The 16,075-nt window shown below is 72.2% G+C and carries 19 protein-coding genes; 13 read left to right on the forward strand and 6 right to left on the reverse strand.

Going from position 1 to position 16,075, the window contains the following annotated elements:
• Positions 1–76: 76 nt before the first annotated feature.
• Complete coding sequence (locus KG103_RS18945) at positions 77–541, reverse strand: HD domain-containing protein (protein WP_249670648.1); 465 nt, start codon at positions 539–541, stop codon at positions 77–79.
• Positions 538–1,212, reverse strand: a complete 675-nt coding sequence (locus tag KG103_RS18950) for a hypothetical protein (protein ID WP_249670649.1) — start codon at positions 1,210–1,212, stop codon at positions 538–540. Before KG103_RS18950 ends, KG103_RS18945 begins: the two co-directional genes overlap by 4 nt.
• Positions 1,213–1,339: 127 nt before the next feature.
• Between KG103_RS18950 and KG103_RS18955 the strand changes: the two genes are divergently transcribed.
• From KG103_RS18955 to KG103_RS16895, 5 genes are read left to right on the forward strand one after another with little or no spacing between them, the layout of a single operon-like run.
• The gene (locus tag KG103_RS18955) at positions 1,340–1,648 is read left to right on the forward strand and encodes a hypothetical protein (protein WP_207377942.1); all 309 of its coding nucleotides are present in this window, start codon (positions 1,340–1,342) and stop codon (positions 1,646–1,648) included.
• A complete protein-coding gene (locus tag KG103_RS16885; protein WP_207339632.1) occupies positions 1,645–3,348 on the forward strand; it encodes a hypothetical protein in 1,704 nt (567 codons plus the stop codon). Before KG103_RS18955 ends, KG103_RS16885 begins: the two co-directional genes overlap by 4 nt.
• Positions 3,345–3,602 carry a hypothetical protein gene (locus KG103_RS18960; protein ID WP_242635190.1) on the forward strand — a complete coding sequence of 86 codons (258 nt, stop codon included), beginning with the start codon at positions 3,345–3,347 and terminating at the stop codon, positions 3,600–3,602. The genes KG103_RS16885 and KG103_RS18960 overlap by 4 nt, the downstream gene beginning before the upstream one ends.
• A gap of 50 nt (positions 3,603–3,652) precedes the next feature.
• Positions 3,653–3,877 carry a glycohydrolase toxin TNT-related protein gene (locus KG103_RS19190; protein ID WP_372434865.1) on the forward strand — a complete coding sequence of 75 codons (225 nt, stop codon included), beginning with the start codon at positions 3,653–3,655 and terminating at the stop codon, positions 3,875–3,877.
• Positions 3,874–4,359: a hypothetical protein gene (locus KG103_RS16895; RefSeq protein WP_207339634.1), complete on the forward strand. Its 486-nt coding sequence runs from the start codon at positions 3,874–3,876 to the stop codon at positions 4,357–4,359. The genes KG103_RS19190 and KG103_RS16895 overlap by 4 nt, the downstream gene beginning before the upstream one ends.
• 367 nt (positions 4,360–4,726) lie before the next feature.
• Here KG103_RS16895 and KG103_RS16900 read toward each other — a convergent pair whose 3' ends face one another.
• Complete coding sequence (locus KG103_RS16900; RefSeq protein WP_207339635.1) at positions 4,727–5,356, reverse strand: hypothetical protein; 630 nt, start codon at positions 5,354–5,356, stop codon at positions 4,727–4,729.
• A 300-nt stretch (positions 5,357–5,656) separates the two neighbouring features.
• Between KG103_RS16900 and KG103_RS16905 the strand changes: the two genes are divergently transcribed.
• From KG103_RS16905 to KG103_RS16920, 5 genes are read left to right on the forward strand one after another with little or no spacing between them, the layout of a single operon-like run.
• Positions 5,657–6,574, forward strand: a complete 918-nt coding sequence (locus tag KG103_RS16905) for a hypothetical protein (protein WP_207339636.1) — start codon at positions 5,657–5,659, stop codon at positions 6,572–6,574.
• The gene (locus KG103_RS16910; RefSeq protein ID WP_089797836.1) at positions 6,571–6,837 is read left to right on the forward strand and encodes a hypothetical protein; all 267 of its coding nucleotides are present in this window, start codon (positions 6,571–6,573) and stop codon (positions 6,835–6,837) included. The genes KG103_RS16905 and KG103_RS16910 overlap by 4 nt, the downstream gene beginning before the upstream one ends.
• A gap of 6 nt (positions 6,838–6,843) precedes the next feature.
• Entirely contained in the window at positions 6,844–6,942 is a 99-nt protein-coding gene (locus KG103_RS19195) for a DUF6222 family protein (RefSeq protein ID WP_372434866.1), read from the forward strand.
• Positions 6,939–7,418: a hypothetical protein gene (locus tag KG103_RS16915; protein ID WP_207339637.1), complete on the forward strand. Its 480-nt coding sequence runs from the start codon at positions 6,939–6,941 to the stop codon at positions 7,416–7,418. The genes KG103_RS19195 and KG103_RS16915 overlap by 4 nt, the downstream gene beginning before the upstream one ends.
• A 20-nt stretch (positions 7,419–7,438) precedes the next feature.
• Positions 7,439–7,819, forward strand: a complete 381-nt coding sequence (locus tag KG103_RS16920) for a hypothetical protein (RefSeq protein WP_207339638.1) — start codon at positions 7,439–7,441, stop codon at positions 7,817–7,819.
• 522 nt (positions 7,820–8,341) lie between these two features.
• Here the strand turns inward: KG103_RS16920 and KG103_RS16925 are convergent.
• Both KG103_RS16925 and KG103_RS16930 read right to left on the reverse strand, forming a co-directional pair.
• Positions 8,342–9,004 carry a response regulator transcription factor gene (locus KG103_RS16925; protein ID WP_207339639.1) on the reverse strand — a complete coding sequence of 221 codons (663 nt, stop codon included), beginning with the start codon at positions 9,002–9,004 and terminating at the stop codon, positions 8,342–8,344.
• Positions 9,005–9,060: 56 nt separating this feature from the next.
• Positions 9,061–10,347 carry a sensor histidine kinase gene (locus KG103_RS16930; RefSeq protein ID WP_207339640.1) on the reverse strand — a complete coding sequence of 429 codons (1,287 nt, stop codon included), beginning with the start codon at positions 10,345–10,347 and terminating at the stop codon, positions 9,061–9,063.
• A gap of 170 nt (positions 10,348–10,517) precedes the next feature.
• Between KG103_RS16930 and KG103_RS16935 the strand changes: the two genes are divergently transcribed.
• Complete coding sequence (locus KG103_RS16935) at positions 10,518–11,198, forward strand: DUF4352 domain-containing protein (protein WP_207339641.1); 681 nt, start codon at positions 10,518–10,520, stop codon at positions 11,196–11,198.
• Positions 11,199–11,270: 72 nt separating this feature from the next.
• On the opposite strand, the gene KG103_RS16940 is transcribed toward KG103_RS16935, so the two are convergent.
• Positions 11,271–12,248 carry an ADP-ribosylglycohydrolase family protein gene (locus KG103_RS16940; RefSeq protein WP_207339642.1) on the reverse strand — a complete coding sequence of 326 codons (978 nt, stop codon included), beginning with the start codon at positions 12,246–12,248 and terminating at the stop codon, positions 11,271–11,273.
• Positions 12,249–12,467: 219 nt separating this feature from the next.
• On the opposite strand from KG103_RS16940, the gene KG103_RS16945 reads away from it, so the two are divergent.
• Together KG103_RS16945 and KG103_RS16950 are read left to right on the forward strand one after the other, a co-directional pair.
• The gene (locus tag KG103_RS16945; RefSeq protein WP_207339643.1) at positions 12,468–14,840 is read left to right on the forward strand and encodes a HelD family protein; all 2,373 of its coding nucleotides are present in this window, start codon (positions 12,468–12,470) and stop codon (positions 14,838–14,840) included.
• Positions 14,841–15,003: 163 nt separating this feature from the next.
• Positions 15,004–15,921: an HNH endonuclease gene (locus KG103_RS16950; protein ID WP_207339644.1), complete on the forward strand. Its 918-nt coding sequence runs from the start codon at positions 15,004–15,006 to the stop codon at positions 15,919–15,921.
• Positions 15,922–16,075 lie beyond the last annotated feature (154 nt).

The raw sequence follows: 16,075 nt of genomic DNA on the forward strand, positions 1-16,075 counted from the left end.
GACCTCCGGGGGCGGGGACAGCGGGTGCCCGAGGGTGCCACGAGGCACCGACATCGCTGGTCGGAGGGCCTGCGCGTCACCCGTCGGCGGTTGCCCCGGCGGGTGGGCCGGCGAGCAGCTGCCGGACGCGCGCGTACTTCGCCACCAGGCGCGCACGGGTCGCCTCGTCCAGCGCCGCCAGCCGCGCGGGGTCGGTGTTGTCCGCCAGGTCGGCGGTCTTGACGGCCACGGCGAGCGGGTCACGCTTCACGCGTGCGACGTAGTCCTCCATGGCCTCGCCGGCGACCTTGCTGACGGCGACGACGGCCGCGACGACGTCGTCCGGGATGCCGGCGGCGCGCAGGTCGTCGGGGGTGACGTCGGTGTCCTCGACCACGTCGTGCAGCCACGCGGCGGCGACCACCCGCTCGTCGCCGCCAGCGGCCGCCGCGTGCGCGGCCACGCGCGCCGGGTGCCCGATGTAGGGCGCACCGGCCTTGTCGGTCTGGCCACGGTGGGCGTCGGTCGCGATCCGGCGGGCCGTGGCGATGAGGTCGGTCACGGCGCGCCGTCCGGGGCGGGGTCGGGGGCGGGATCCGGCGCGGGATCCGGACCAGGTGCGCCCGCGGCGGGACGGTCGACGGTGAGGCTCGTCGCCAGCGCGCGGACGGCCTGCTCCAACGCGGCCACGTGCGGCTCGCCCGTGGTGGTGCCGGTGAGCACCGCCAGCCAGATCGAGTCCGGGACGGGTGCGGCCACCTGGACGGTGTGCTGCTCGCCGCCGGTGACGGTCTGCTCGGAGCGCGTCGCCAGGAGCCCGGGACCCAGGCCCGTGGCGACGGGCTCCCCCGCCCGCAGCACGAGCCGCGCGAGGTCGAGGTCGGCCCGGACCGGCGCGGTGCGCAGCCAGGTCAGGCTCATGGTCGAGACGTCGGGCTCGTCGTGCTGCTCCGGGGTGACGTCCGTCGGCAGGTGCAGGAACGTCGCGAGCGCACCGCTGGCGGCGCTCGCCCGCGCGACGCCGTGCAGCAGGTACCCCAGGCCGCCGCGGCGGCGGTCGTCCAGCGCCGCCCACAGCGGGGTCCGCGCGACGAGCGCGAGCAGGTCGTCGCCGAGCGAGGCCGAGTCCCCGCGCAGCGTCTGCCAGCCGGCGGGCGCCTGCAGCGTGAAGGCGAACGGCGGGCGCGCAGGCGTCCCGGCGCGACGTCCCGGGGGTGCGGCTGCGGTGCTCACAAGCCGCGAGCCTAGCGAGGGACGGCGGCGCGAACGGGGCGAAACACCTCACCCTCGGGACGACGCCCACGACACGGGTCGAACCAGTATGTTTCGGGCAGCCACCGACGACCCGGAGGGACGCCCGATGACCGCCGTCGACGCGGCCGAGCAGCGCGTGCAGGAGCTGCAGGCCCTGCTCGCCGCCGTGCGTGCCGCCCGCGCGCGCGTGCCCTCGCTGCGGCGCGCGACCGGGACGGTCGGCGCACCCGGGAGCTGGACGGGCACCGCCGCGCACCGGCTGCACCACGACGAGCTGGTGCCCCTGACCGACCAGCTGACTCATGGCCTGGACCGGGCTGAGCAGGCCGTGCTGGACGACCTGCAGCAGGCCCGGCGCGCGCTCACCCGCGCGGAGGACGAGCAGGAGGCCGCCGAGCGGAGGCCCGCGTCGTGACCCGGGTGGTGGAGGTCAGCGCGGACGCGGTCGCGGGTGTGCGCTCGGACGTCGCGGCGGTGCGGGAGTCGCTGGACGCGGACTGGGGATCGCTGCGGTCGCGGGCGCTGGCGCTCGGGGTGCGCACCTCGGGGTTCGACGACGTGCTGGGCGCCCGTGACCGGCTGGGCACCCACGTGCTGCCCGTGGTCGACCGGCACCTGGACCGGGCCCGGGCGCTGGAGCAGCTGCGGTACGGGTCGATGGGCGGACCGCTGCCCGTGCTCGACGTCGACCCCGCACCCCTCGCGGTGCCGTTCACCTCCTCCCCGATCGGCGACGGCGGCACGACCCTGACCTGGGCGGCGACCTCCCAGGCCGAGGTCGAGGCCGACGAGCAGCAGGCCCAGGAGTCCCGCGGGATCGGCGACTGGTTCGCCGACCGGTGGGACGACGCCTCCGACGCCGCGGCCGACGGCACCCAGTGGGTCGCCGACAAGGCCGGGCAGGCCTGGGAGGCCGTCACCGACGCCGGGGCGGCCATCGGCGACTGGTGGGAGCGCACCACCGCCGACCTCGGCACGTGGATCGACACCCACCTGGACGGGGTCCGCGAGTTCATCGGCCGACACGTGGCGGTCTTCCGGTTCCTGGCCGACGCCCTGCGGATCGTCGGGTGGATCCTGGTGGCCGTCGGGGTCGTGCTGTCCGTCGCGCTGGCGATCATCGGCGCCATGGGCGGCACCGCCGCCGGCGCGGTCTTCGGGTTCGGCGTCGGCGCTGTGCCCGGCGGAGCGGCCGGCGCCGTGGCCGGGCTGTCCCTCGGCCTGAAGGTCCTCGGCGTGGGGTTCACCCTGGTGTCGGTCGGGGACTTCCTCGACGTGGCCGCCGACTGGGGCGAAGGAAAGATCGACGGGCAGGAGCTGGTCAAGCGCGGGTCCATCGAGCTCGGCCTCGCCGTCACGTCGCTGATCGGCGTGGGGGTCGTCGGCAAGGTCCTGCAGAAGGCCCTCGCGCACCTGCCCGCGTCGTGGCGGCGGCGGATCGACGACTGGCTGACCCCCGCTGACGGTCGCACTCCGGCCGGCAAGCCCTCCGCATGGGTCGGCCCGGACGGGCTTCGCCTCTCGGCCGACGAGGTGGCCGCGGTCGACGACCTCATGCGCAAGGCCGCGCGCGCGGAGCCGGACATCACCGACCCGCTCCAGCGCATGGTCGGGCAGGTCGACGGCGCGACCATGCCTGGGTTGGAGTACCGCCTGAAGGGCTCGGACTCGCTGTACCGCAAGATCGCGACGGACCTCATGGACGACGCGCCGCCCCGGGACGTCGCAGGCGCCCTCGCCCGGATCAAGGACGCGGTCCGCTACACCGCCCAGATCCCTGATGCCGACTTCGCCAGCGGGGTCGAGCGTGTGACGAGGGACCTGCGCGCGGAAGGGTTCACGCCCGTGTCGTGGAAGAACACCTTCGGTCAGCCGGGCTACCAGGGCATCAACAGCGCGTGGCGGTCCCCCGACGGACAGGTCTTCGAGCTCCAGTTCCACACCCCGACGAGCTTCGATGTGAAGATGCGGAGCCACGAGCTCTACGAACAGATTCGACTGCCCAACATCAGCCCGCAGGAACGGGCCCGGCTCGAGGCGGAGTCGCAACGCGTGTTCGCCACCGTACCGACGCCACCCGGCGCACCCTCGATCCCAGCACCGGAGATCCGATGACACCCCAGACCGAGTACTTCGCCCTCCTGTGGGACGGCGACGACATCGCCCACCCACGCGCCGTCCTCCGACGGCGGCCCGCACCCGAGCAACCGTTCGAGGAGATCCTGCGCGCGGACGGCACCTGGGAGAACACCGGGATCCTCGCCCTGGTGCGCCTGAACATGTACGAGCACGACGTGCAGCCGATCAGCGCCGATGCTGCTCTCGAATTCGAGCGCCGGCTGCTGTCGGGAGGACTAAGCAAGGGCTGAGGTCCGGGCGGAGGACCGCGCGCGGCGGCGACCGCCGGCGCCCCAGATCGATCGAGACCTCTCTGCCGCCCGGCCACCTCGCGCGAGAGCTGCACAACTACGAGTTCACCGGGCGCCTGCCGCACGGGCTGACGATCGAGGTCTCCGAGATCGAGCCGGCCTTCGGGCGTCCGGGAGGCGGCGTCCAGGTTCGCTTCATGAAAGGCACGAAGCCTGTTCCGATCGCCGACCTGCTGCCCGGCAGCGGCTCGCGCTACGAAGGAGTCCTCAAGTGACAGACCTCGGGCTGAACCCGGCACTGGCCGCACTCGCTCAGGACGCCCGGCTGCAGTGGGAGGCCGGACCGGACGGCGGGCTCGTCGTGGGCGAGTCGGAGGTGAAGCTCGTCGTCACCCGCGACGGCGAAGACTTCGTCATCGACCGCATCAGCCGGGGCGCGCCTGCCGGCACCCAGCTGCGCACCCGGGAGCGCTCTGCGGTCGAGCGGTACCTCGTCTCCTGGATCGGCGACGCTTGGCGCGAGAGTCACCGCCTGCCACGCGCCGTGCCCGACTCCTCCATCGCTGTCGCCGACATCATCGAGGGCGAGAACTGGGACGCGACCCTCACGTGGACCGAGGACGGGCGGCGGTCCACCGCCACCGAGCTCAACGTCGGCGCAGCGCGCCGCCTGGCCGCCCTGCTCGCGCACGACCTCGACGCGCTCGTCGCCTCGTATCAGGCCCCGGAAGGGCGGCCTGCACTCGTGATCGTCTGACTCGACGGCCGCCCGGCCAGCACGACGATGGTCCGCTCGAAGCCGGCGTCGCCGAAGGGAGCGACCTGGCCACCACATCCCGTCACGCACTCGACCGCTTCCTGGTCCTGCCCGCCCGACAGAGCTGGCGTTCCAGGAATCGCCTTCGACCGCTGCGGGCACCTTCCGGTGACGGCCCCCTCGAACGTGACCGCGCGCGCCGACGGGCCGGGCTGGTCGGTGGACTGGACCGACCTCAAGGGCCCACAGCGCGCGACGCTCTGGTCGCAGTTCGACGCCCACGAGCTAGCCCTGGGTGACGGCGACCTCGTCCGGCGACCCTGCGAGAGCTCGGGCCACGGTTCGCGCATCCCTCACCCCCGAGGCGTCAGCACCCGACCGTGAACTCCGCCTCCTCGACACGCCAGGTCGCTCCGCCGTCAGGGCTCGCCAACGTCATCGCCGAGCCCACGAACTGGGCGTACTCGGCTTGCTCGAGAGTCAGCGGGGCCGCGGCGTCCGGCATCGTGAACCTGACGTCGGCGTAGTCCTCGCACACCGACGCCGTGGCGGTCGCGCCGTCGACCACGACGTCGGAGATGGTGACGCGCAAGGCCCCCTCGTACCCCCATCCGGCCTCGCGATCCCTCTGCACCAGGGACTCGACCCAGGTGAGCTGGCTCGGCGAGACCGTCGACGCGAGGCCAGGGCTGATCGCGCCCTCCTTCTGGGACCGCCAGGTCTCCACCTCGGTCCTCGCGACCGCGTCGTGCGCTGCGGCGGCCGGACCCCTCAGGTCAGGGATGTCGACGAAGACGATCCCCGCACCGTCCGGGTCCGACAGGTCGGACGCCGTGACCTCGGCGGGCGTCGGGGACGGCGTCGGCGAGGGCGTCGGCGACGGCGTGGGTGACGCCGACGCCGACGCCGTCGGCTCCGCCGTCGCGGCCTGCTCGACCGCGCACCCCGCGAGCCCCGTCACGACCACCCCGACGACCAGCACCGTCGTACGACGCACCACACACCTCCACGCCACCGCGCACCGTGCGCCGCAGACCGCGCGAATGGTAGCAAAGCGGACGCTCGGGTGGGCATCAGCGTGCAGGACATGGTCGAGCCCGGAGCTGCACGGCACGACGTCCTCGAGCGGCGCGAGGGTGTCCGTCAGTGGCGCCGGCAGCGGCGGGCGCGGGCGCGAGGAAGCGCGCCGTGACGCAGCATCGAGATGGCGCCGGGAACGCCCGGCGCGATCGTCCGCACGACGAGCAAGGAGAGCACGCACGGGTATCGACGACCTCCGGGGCAAGGCCTCCGACGCGTGGCCGGGCTGTCCCTCGGCCTGAAGGTCCTCGGCGTCGGATTCACCCTGGTCTCCGTCGGGGACTTCCTCGACGTGGCTGCCGACTGGGGCGAGGGCAAGATCGACGGGCAGGACCTCGTCAAGCTCGGCTCCCTGGAGCTCGGACTGGCCCTCACGTCCCTCATCGGCGTCGGGGTCGTCGGGAAGATCCTGCAGAAGGCCGTGAAGCACATGCCCGCGTCGTGGCGGCGGCGGATCGACGACTGGCTGGCTCCACCCAACGACCGCCACCGTCCACCCGGCTCGGCAACTGAGTGGGTAGGACCGAACGGGCTGCGGCTCTCCGGCGACGAGGTCGCCGAGGTCGACGCGCTCCTGCTCGCGGCGTCCCGTTCCGAGCCGGCCATCACAACTGGGCTTCAGCGCACATTGGGCCGGATCGACGGGGCGACGATGCCGGGGCTCGAGTTCCGACTGAAATCTCCGGACTCGCTCTACCGCAAGATCGCGACCGACCTCGAGGGCAACGAACCACCGCGAGACGTCAGACGTGCCGTGTCAAGGATCAAGGACGCGGTCCGCTACACCGCGCAAGTCCCGGACGCCGACTTCGCGCGCGGAGTCGAACTCGTCACAAGCGACCTCTCGGCGCGGGGCTTCACACCTGTGTCGTGGAAGAACACCTTCGGTCAACCCGGGTACCAAGGCATCAACAGCGCCTGGCGGTCACCCGACGGGCAAGTTTTCGAGCTCCAGTTCCACACTCCAACGAGCTTCGATGTGAAGATGCGTAGCCACGACGTCTACGAGCGGTTGAGGCTGCCCAACCTGAGCCGGCAGGAACGAACTCGACTCCTCGCCGAGACGGTGCGGATCTTCGAGACCGTGCCCATGCCACCCGGGGCCACTGCCCTCAGAGGACCGGAGATCAGATGACAGCCCACACCGAGTACTTCGGGATCCTGTGGGACGGCGACAGCGCCTCCCGACCTCGAGCCATTCTGCGGCGGCGGCCTGTCGGCGACGAATGGGAAGAGGAGCTCCTCCGCAGTGACGGGACGTGGGAGGGCACCGGCATCCTGGCGCTGGTGAGCCTCAACATGTACGAGCACGACGTGCAGCCGATCAGCGCTGCCACAGCCCGTGACTTCGAGCGACGCCTCCTGTCCCGACGCCCTGCGGAGCATGACGAGAGCTGAGCACCGATCGGGGATCGCGGGTTCCGATGGAGCGACGTCATCGCCGAGCTCACACGAGAGACCGTCGCCCGTCCGTTCCACATCAAGGAAGGTGGCCTCGAGTGACGCTCACGCAGCCCGAGCTCCTGCTCTCATTCGTCGTCGAGGCGGGTGGTGTCGCCGAGCAGCGCGGTGACGTGCTGCACCTCCGCCTCGACGACGTGACGCTCCTCGTCCGTGCCGACGAGGGCCGTTACGTCGTCGAGCACATGGAGCGCGGCGTCGTCGAAGGGACCGACCTCGACACCACGTCCCGTCACGCTCTCGACCGCTTCCTGGTCCTGTCCGCCGGCCAGAGCTGGCGTTCCAGGAATCGTCTTCGCCCACTGCGGGCACCTTCCGGGGGCATCTCGGAGGTGACCGTGCGCGCCGACGGTCCGGGATGGTCGGTGGACTGGGCCGACCTCGAAGGCCCGCAGCATGCGACTCTCTGGTCGAAGTTCGACGCCCACGAACTGGCCCGGGCACTCCCCCACACGCTGCAGGACGTCGCCGCGTCGATCCGAGACGTCGACGGGCGCCCGTTGTACGAGGTGGTGTGACGGATGCGGGAGCAACTCCCATGAAGTCCGCGTTCCTCGTGTCCGCCGCCGAGTCGTTCGAGGACGACGTCTGGCGTGCCGCGCGCAGCCTCGGGGGGGACGTCTCCGAGGCGTCCACGCGGGTCCAGGACGAGCAGGGACGCGTGCTGCTGATCACCGGCGGTCTCGGTCTCGACGGCGCGGGCGCGTGGCAGGACGACCTGGTCTCGTCCCCGGGCCTGGACGCCCTGCCCGATCTCAGCACAGCCGCAGCGGTCCTCGTCGAGTGCCGGTGGGAGGACCTGTTCGCCTCCTGGATCGCAAGGCTCGCCGCGCTCCTGCCTGGGGCTGCGTGGGTCGTGGACGACGACGGCGTCGTGTGGCCGGCGACGCGCGTCGATCCGGAGGGCGTGCGGTTGTGATGGTTGGGGTCGCCGTCGCTCGGATAGCGGCACCCGCGGTCCACAAGCGCCCGTCCCAGGCTTTCGGGGCCCCACTTCTTGCAGCTGCAAGGCGCATATCGTGGATGCGTGACGAGGAAGTCGGACCGCCGAAGCACCTTCGCAGACCTGGTGCGAGAAGTCCGTGAGCATCCGATGGTCAGCGAGCCGGAGCCCGGGGGCGTCACTGACCCGGAAGGGACGCGCTGGCGGCCGAGCACGAGCAGCATCAGTGAAGGGCAGGCGCTCGCTCTTCTGAAGGATGGCGCGCGTGTGGCCTGGGACCCGTGCGGCTGTGGTGGCTACTGCGGGTTCACCTGGTTCGGGCCGGAGGAGACGACCCGCTTGGTCGCCTCTGGAATGCCCACGGTACGGAACACGAAGCGACGGCACGGGAACATCAGCGCGTGGACGGACGGCGACGGTCGGGTCCTCGTCGTTGCGGAGGATGCAGTCCGCTGGGCAGACCTCATGGCGTAGCGGGCCGCTCCGAACCTGTCGGCGTCAGCCGTGATCCGGCACCGCGGAGCCGGCCAGCGCCACGAGCATGGCGACCTGCACCCTGCCCGCCACGCCGAGCTTCTCCATCGCCCGGGCCAGGTGCGTCTTGACGGTCGCCTCGGAGACGAACAGCTCCCGTGCGATCTCGCCGTTGGAACGGCCCGCGGCGACCGCCAGCGCCACGTCGTTCTCGCGCTCGGTGAGGACGCGCAGCCTCTCCTGCGCGTCACGGCTCGCCGCGGCGGCACGGTCCGTGCTGACCTGCTCCATGACCGTGCGGGCAGCGCGCGGGGAGAGGGCTCCCTCCCCCGCCGCCACGTCGCGGACCGCTGCGACGATCTGGTCCGGCGAGGAGTCCTTGGCGAGGAACCCGTCTGCGCCGGCGCGCACGGCGTCGAGGATCACGGACTCGGTGTCGAACGACGTCATGGCGATGACCCCGGGCGGTGTCGGCAGCGCGCGGAGCAGCTCGGTGGCGCGGATGCCGTCGACCCGCGGCATGCGCAGGTCCATGAGCACGACGTCGGGGTGGTGGGCCTGCGTCTGCGTGACGGCCTCGTCGCCGTCGCCCGCCTCGGCCACGACCTCGATGTCGTCGGGGCGCAGGATCGTCCGCAGCAGCAGACGCACCATGGGGTCGTCGTCGACGACCAGGACTCGGATCACGTGCCCGACGGTACCCACGACCCCCGACACCGGTTGCACCGTGCGGCGTGCTGCGCTCAGGGATGCGTTGCTGCCGGCCACGGCAGGTGCACGCGCACCACGAACCGTCCGTCGCGAGGCCCGGCCTCGAATCGACCGCCGAGCGCCACCGCCCGCTCGCGCATCCCGATGAGCCCGGCGCCGCCAGGGCCATCCGGCACGTCATTCACCAGCCCGTTGGCGACGGTCACGTCGACCCCGTCACCCGGCCGTGCCCGCAGGTCGACCTCGACGCGGGTTCCCGGTGCGTGCTTCACCGCGTTCGTCAGCGACTCCTGGACCACCCGGTACACGGCCCGCGTCAGGGCGGGCGGCGCGTCGTCCCCGCCGTCGACGAAGACCGTGGCCCCGATGTCCGCCCCGGCACTGCGGGCCTCGTCGATGAGCGCCACCAGGTCGACCAGACGGGGGGCCGGGCCGGCGTAGCGGTCGGCGCTGTCGTCACCCGCGGTGCGCAGGCTCGCGATCAGGACGCGCATCTCCTCGAGCGCGCGGTGCGCGGACGAGCGCATGGAGCGTGCCGACCCCGTCACGTCCGTCCCGGGGTCGTCGGCCGTGACCTCGAGCGCCGCGGCGTGCAGCGACACGAGCGACAGGTGGTGGGCCACGGTGTCGTGCATCTCGCGTGCGATGAGCTCCCGCTCCTCCTGCCGCGTGAGCTCGGTCCGCAGCTCCGCCGCCTGCGTGCGCAGCGTCGCTGCCTGCTGCTCGCTCTCGGCGGCCGCGCGGCGCGCGGTGCGGGCGGCGTCCCCGAAGCGCCGGACCAGCCCGACGACCACGGCCACGGCGAGCACGGCGGCACCCATGGCGACGTACCCGCCGCCCGTCAGGTACATCCGCTCTCCTGTCGCCGCGTCGGTCGTCGCCCACATGACGGCGTCGCCCTCACGCCGCCAGTCCCGGACCAGCGACGCGGCCACCGCAGCGCCCACGGCGGCCGTGCACCATGCGGCGATGCGTAGCGTCGCGGTGGCGAGCACCCACGGCAGCGCGATCAGCGCGGCGAGCGCGCCCACCGGCATCAGGGCGCCGGCGACCGCCGTGCCGAGGCAGACCGCGACGGGATACCGGCGACGCCGGACCAGCGCGGCAGCCGCGGCGAGCGCCACGAGCATGAGGAGCAGACCGAGGAACGCGTAGCCGACGGAGAGGTCCGGACCCGACGGCACGGAGAACGCCACCTCGGTGAGCCCGAGAAAGCCGGCTGCCAGGACGGCCACCGCCGTGCCCGGCGTGTCCGCCCACCTGCGCCACCACGGCGCGGCGCGGCCCTCGGCGGGCGGGACCGGGGAGGACGTCGACATGGCAGGAGCGTAGGTCGGACCACCGACGTCCCACGTCCACCGGACGGTCGGCCGACGCGGGTCGGGTGTCGTCCGACCGGCCAGCCGGCTCGAGCCGATCGGTCGACCCGGCGGGTGCGCCCGCCGTCGAAGGATCGGACCACACGCAGGACCCGACCACAGGAGCAGCGATGAACCACCCCGCCCCCACCGATCCGTCCGGCACCACGACCCCGGCTGCAGCGCCGGCACCGAAGCGTTCGTGGTTCGCCCGCCACAAGGTCCTCACCACCCTCGGCGCGGTCGTCCTCGTGGTGGGCGTCGCCGGCGCGCTCGGCGGTGGCGACGACGACACGGCCGGCTCCGCGTCCTCAGGCAGCTCCTCGGCGGCCGACGTGGGCGCCGTCGCTCCCGCTGCGGGCGAGGCCGCTGCCGACGAGGCCCCCGCACCGGAGCCCGCCGCCGAGGAGCCCGCTGCCGCCGGCATCGGGACCCCCGTGCGCGACGGCAAGTTCGAGTTCACCGTGACGGCGATCGAGCCCGGCGTCGCCCGCATCGGCAGCGACGTGCTCGGCAAGGACGCGCAGGGCCAGTTCACGCTGGTCCACGTCACCGTCACGAACATCGGCGACGAGGCCCAGTACTTCGACGGGTCCAGCCAGAAGCTCGTCGACGCGCAGGGCCGGACCCACTCGGCCGACACGTCCGCGGCCATCTACCTGGGTGACGCCGAGTCGTTCCTCAACCAGATCAACCCCGGCAACAGCGTGCAGGGCACGGTCGTGTTCGACCTCCCGGCCGACGCGACGCCCGCGAGCCTGGAGCTGCATGACTCGATGTTCTCCGGCGGGGTGACGGTCACCGTCGGCTGAGCAGTCGCGGGTCGGTGACGACGCGCCCGGGGCAGGGGGCCGGGCGCGTCGACCGGCGCGTCCGGCGCGCTGTCAGCCGGCCGTGCCGGGCTGATCGGGACGGCCGGCCGCGCCGTGCCCCACCGCCCGCACCGCCAGGTCGGCCAGCCCGTCCGCGTCCAGGCCGGGCCACCCGTGGAGCTTCTCGCGCCACGCGTCCGGCACCGCGCCGGCGCCATGGGCCGCACCCGCGAGCGCTCCCGCGATGGCGGCGACGGTGTCGGTGTCCCGCCCACCCCGCACCGCACGCTCGAGGACGTCGACCAGCCCGGTGCCGTGGTGGATCGCCGACCACGCGCCCTGCAGCGCCTGCACGACCCAGCCGTTCTTGTCGAAGTCGGCAGGCTGCGACGCCTCCGCCTCCGCGATGAGCGCCGCCCACCGGTCGCGCCGCTCCTCCGGCAACCACACCAGCTGCGCCGTCAGGTCGATGTCGCTCTCACGGACCGCGTGCCGGATGGCCGTCGACCACAGGACGCAGGCGTCCCCCGCGTCCGGGTCGGCGTGGGTGATGTCCGAGACCGCACGCGCCGCCGACACCAGCGCCGCCTCCTGACCGTCGTCGAGATAGCCCAGCGCGACGGGCCCGGTCCGCATGAGGGTGCCGTTGCCGCCGGCGCCGCGCGGGTTCGCCGCGTAGAAGGCGGCCGCCGATGCGCGTGCCGCCGCGGCCGTGGGCGTCCGCAACGTCGTGAGCAACGTGCGGGTCTGCACGCCGACGTCCTTCGCCGTCCGCGCCCAACCGGCCCACGCCGCGACGACGCGGTCCAACGACGCCTCGTCGTCCAGCGAACCGCCGTCCGCGAGCACCTGGGCGATCGGCACGGCCATCGACGTGTCGTCGGTCCACTCCCCCGGCTCCCACCCGAAGCTGCCGCCGCCGGCCATGTGGACGGGCTGGTCGTCGGGCAGCGGTGGGCCGAACTCGTAGCCAGCGCCGAGGGCGTCGCCCGCGGCGGAGGCGAGGAGGGCGCCGATGGCGCGGTCGGCCTGGGTGGGGGTGAGGTTCATGTGGAGCTCCGAGTGGCGGGGACTTCAGACTCCAGCGTGCCACTCCGGGCCGACATCAGATCCCGCGGGCGGACGAATGTACGGAAGCGCGAGTTCCGCACATCGACTCGGCGGCCGCCTAGCCGTTCACCCGTCCAGGCGGTCCCCTCACCGTCGACTCATCTGGCCGAGCGTTCATCCCGATGGCCTAACGACAACCATCGATGTCGAGGGGGCCCCGTGTCGCTGACGATCCCGGCTGCGAGCGCGACGCTCGAGGACGAGCAACTCTTCTTCGAGGCGGTGCGCGACGTCCGCGAGTCCACGCGTGAGACACGCGCTCTCGCCTGGCAGAGCGCGGCGAACGGGAAGGACCGGGCGCGCCTGAAGGCGAACGCCGCGACCGACGCGACGTTGGGCGCGTCGGATGAGCCCGTCGCGTTCTTGCGCCTCGACCTGGACGACGGCGACACGTACTACGTCGGCGAACACGGAGTCTCCGACGCGGACAACGAGCGCGTCGTCCTCAGCTGGAAGGCTCCCGCGATCCTTCGCCTGCGAGGAGCCTCGCACCACGACCGCCGCGGCGTCGCGCGTCAGCGCAACTACCGCACGGAGCCGATCAACCGGATCCGCGACATCGACGACGTCGTCCTGGCCGAGCTCGCCCGTCAGGTTGCCGAACTGCGGACGTCGGACGCCCAGATCGTCTCGTCGGATACGTTCCTCCAGTCCGAGCTGGCGCGGACGCGATCGCCCGAGATGCAGACGATCGTCCGCACCATCCAAGCGGCGCAGGCCGACGTGATCGCCGCGCCGCACGACACCTTGCTCGTCGTGCAGGGCGGGCCCGGCACCGGCAAGACGGCGATCGCGCTGCATCGCGTCGCTGCACTGTTGTTCGGTCCTCTGCGCGACGTCACGAACAACGAGGTGCTCGTCGTCGGGCCCAACGCCACCTTCCTGAAGTACATCTCCCGCGTGCTGCCGGAGCTGGGCGAGGAGAACGTCGTTCAGCGTGACATCGGGCACCTGATGGCCACGACCGTGACGCCGGATGTCGTCGAACGGCCGGCAGCAGCCCGGCTCAAGGGCGACGCGCGCATGGTCGAGGTCCTGGCCAGGGCTCTGAGCGATCGCATCCGGCCGCTGCGGGAAAGTGTCGAGTTCACGTTCGACGACGTGTCGTGGCGCGTGACTCTGACACCACAGGACGTTGCGGAGATCATCGACGAGGTCGACCGGACCCCGTACGCCGTGGGACGAGCACGGTTCCGCGAGCTTCTCGAGTCCGAAATCGCGACCGACGCGCGCCGGCGGCAGAAGGCGGACGGCCGATGGACCAACCGCAGCGCGACCCCGCGCCCTCGACCAACCGACGTCGAGTCGCTCGTCGAGCGCGTGTGGCCGCAGCTCACGCCTGCCGCGTTCCTCCGCGACCTCTTCGGTTCTGTCGAGCGACTCCTGTCGGCCGCAGGTTCCACGCTCGGCGCCGACGAGGTCGGGCTGCTCCGTCGTCAGGCGGCGCCCAAGCTGTCAGAGCAACAGTGGTCGAAGGAAGACCTGCCACTGCTCGACCACGTCGCGATCGAAATGACGGGTGAGGCCGAGACGTACGCCCACATCGTCGTGGATGAGGTCCAGGACCTCTCCCCCATGCAGCTCCTGGCGCTGCGACGCCGGTCCCGCCACGGGGCGATGACGATCGTCGGCGACATCGCGCAGTCCACCGGGCACTGGGCACGCGATTCGTGGACCGACATCGTCGACCTGCTGGCCTCGCCGCTGCCGACCCGGCGCGTCGACCTCGAGTACGGCTACCGGGTCCCGCGGGCCGTCATGGAGCTGGCCGCACGCCTGCTGCCGGAGGCTGCGCCGGGAATCGTGGCGCCCACCATCGTTCGGGACGTCGAGAATGCGACTCGCCTGCACCCTGTCGGGACCGCGGACGACCAGTTCGCGCGTGCCGTCGAGGTCGTGCGCGAGCACAGCAGCAAGGGACTCTTCGTCGGTGTCGTCTGCCCGGACGGGGGCCGTAACCGCCTCGAGGACGCCTTCCGTGACGCGCGGATCCAGTGGAACGACGCAGACAAGGGCGGGCTCGCGTCGGCTATCAACGTCGTCAGCCCTGGTGCGTCCAAGGGCCTGGAGTTCGACGCTGTCGTCGTGGTGGACCCCGAGACGATCGTGCAGGCGGGGCCGCACGGGCTGCGAATGCTCTACATCGCGCTGACCAGGACGACCGGGTACCTCGACGTGGTGCACGTTGCGGGGAGCCTGCCGCGGTTGCTGGCCGAGGGCGGTGCTACTCAAGAGCCCGCCCGGGTCTCTCCGACTTCTGCGAGCGGCGCAGACGGGCCGACCGAGGCCGCCCCGGCGCTCCCTGACGTGCCCGTCCCTGCCAGGACGGAATCGCCCACGGCTCAGGACGAGGATCGGCCTGATGCGTCAGCCGCACGCGCGCGCCCCCGGAGCCGCGGCGGTTCGGTCCGCGAACGGACGGTCGCGCTGAACGCCGAGAACGTGCTGGAGCTCCTTGCCGAAGTCGCGCCGGCTCACCTGTGGCAGGAGATCCTCGAGGAGGTTGCGGCCCGCATCGCTGATGAGTCGTAACCACTCTGGACACCGACTAGCGACAGGGAGGCGTCTTCGCGCGCACTCCCGCGAGCGCTCGTCGTCGCTCTGCCCGTCATGACGATCGTCCGACCCGCTAGTCCTCCCGCAGGATGATTCAGGGCACCGCCAGCGCGGCGGTCCCACGGACTCCACAGCTGCCGTGCTGAGCTCCGCCCGTGGACACCGCGATCGAGGCCGAGCTCAGGACGCAGATCATCGCCTGGGTGCTCCAGCGCGCCGAGGCGAACGGCGGGTTTCTGCACCGTCAGGAGCTGCTCGGCTACCGGACGGACGGACGGACGGACGGAACCTGCCACTCATCGACTACTCCCGTGGCATCCGCAACCCGGCGGGCCTGTCCTCAACACTGGCAATCGTCCAGTCGGCGCACGGGCCATACGACGACGCCGAGGACCCGGATGACGGGCTGCTGCACTACGCGTACCGCTCCGGTGATCCCGACGGCAGCGACAATCGCAAGCTCCGCAACGCGATCACCACCGGCATGCCACTGATCCTCTTCCGCAAGGAGCAGCCGAACTACTACACGCCCGTGGCGCCGGTATACGTCGTCGACGACGTCCCGGAGGAGCGGGCCTTTCTCATTGCCCTGGACGAGTCGTTCCGGTACATGGGCGGCGTCCGACACCTCGGTGCGGACCAGCGGCGCTATGCCCTGCGCCTCGCCAAGCAGCGACTTCATCAGCCGGCGTTCCGCACGCGCGTCCTGCTCGCATACGGGACACAGTGCGCAATCTGCCAGCTCAGGCACGGGTCGCTGCTGGACGCAGCGCACATCGCACCGGACTCGTCCGAGCAGGGCATCCCCACGACTCCCAATGGCCTCGCCCTGTGCAAGATCCACCACGCGGCGTTCGACCAGAACATGCTCGGCATCTCACCGGACTACGAGGTGCACATCGACCGCGACCTCCTGCACGAGGTGGACGGGCCGATGCTCAAACACGGGCTGCAGGAGATGCACGGGCGGACGTTGACCCTGCCGGTGCGACGGACAGATCACCCCGACCGGGACTTGCTGGCCGCTCGCTGGCGGGTGTTCGGCGCCTCAGCCTGACGCGGCGCGCCTGGCCGAGGCCATCGACGGGCGCCGCGTCGCTGCGTTGGCATTCAGCGCTGAGCGACCGAGGCGACGTGTCAGAGGGCTTCCGCCCGCTGGGGCGACGAGGTCGGTGTCGCTCTCGGTGATACGCCTCAAGGCCAGCGACAAG

Origin of the sequence: Cellulomonas wangleii, from assembly GCF_018388445.1 — a bacterium.
Taxonomy (GTDB): domain Bacteria; phylum Actinomycetota; class Actinomycetes; order Actinomycetales; family Cellulomonadaceae; genus Cellulomonas; species Cellulomonas wangleii.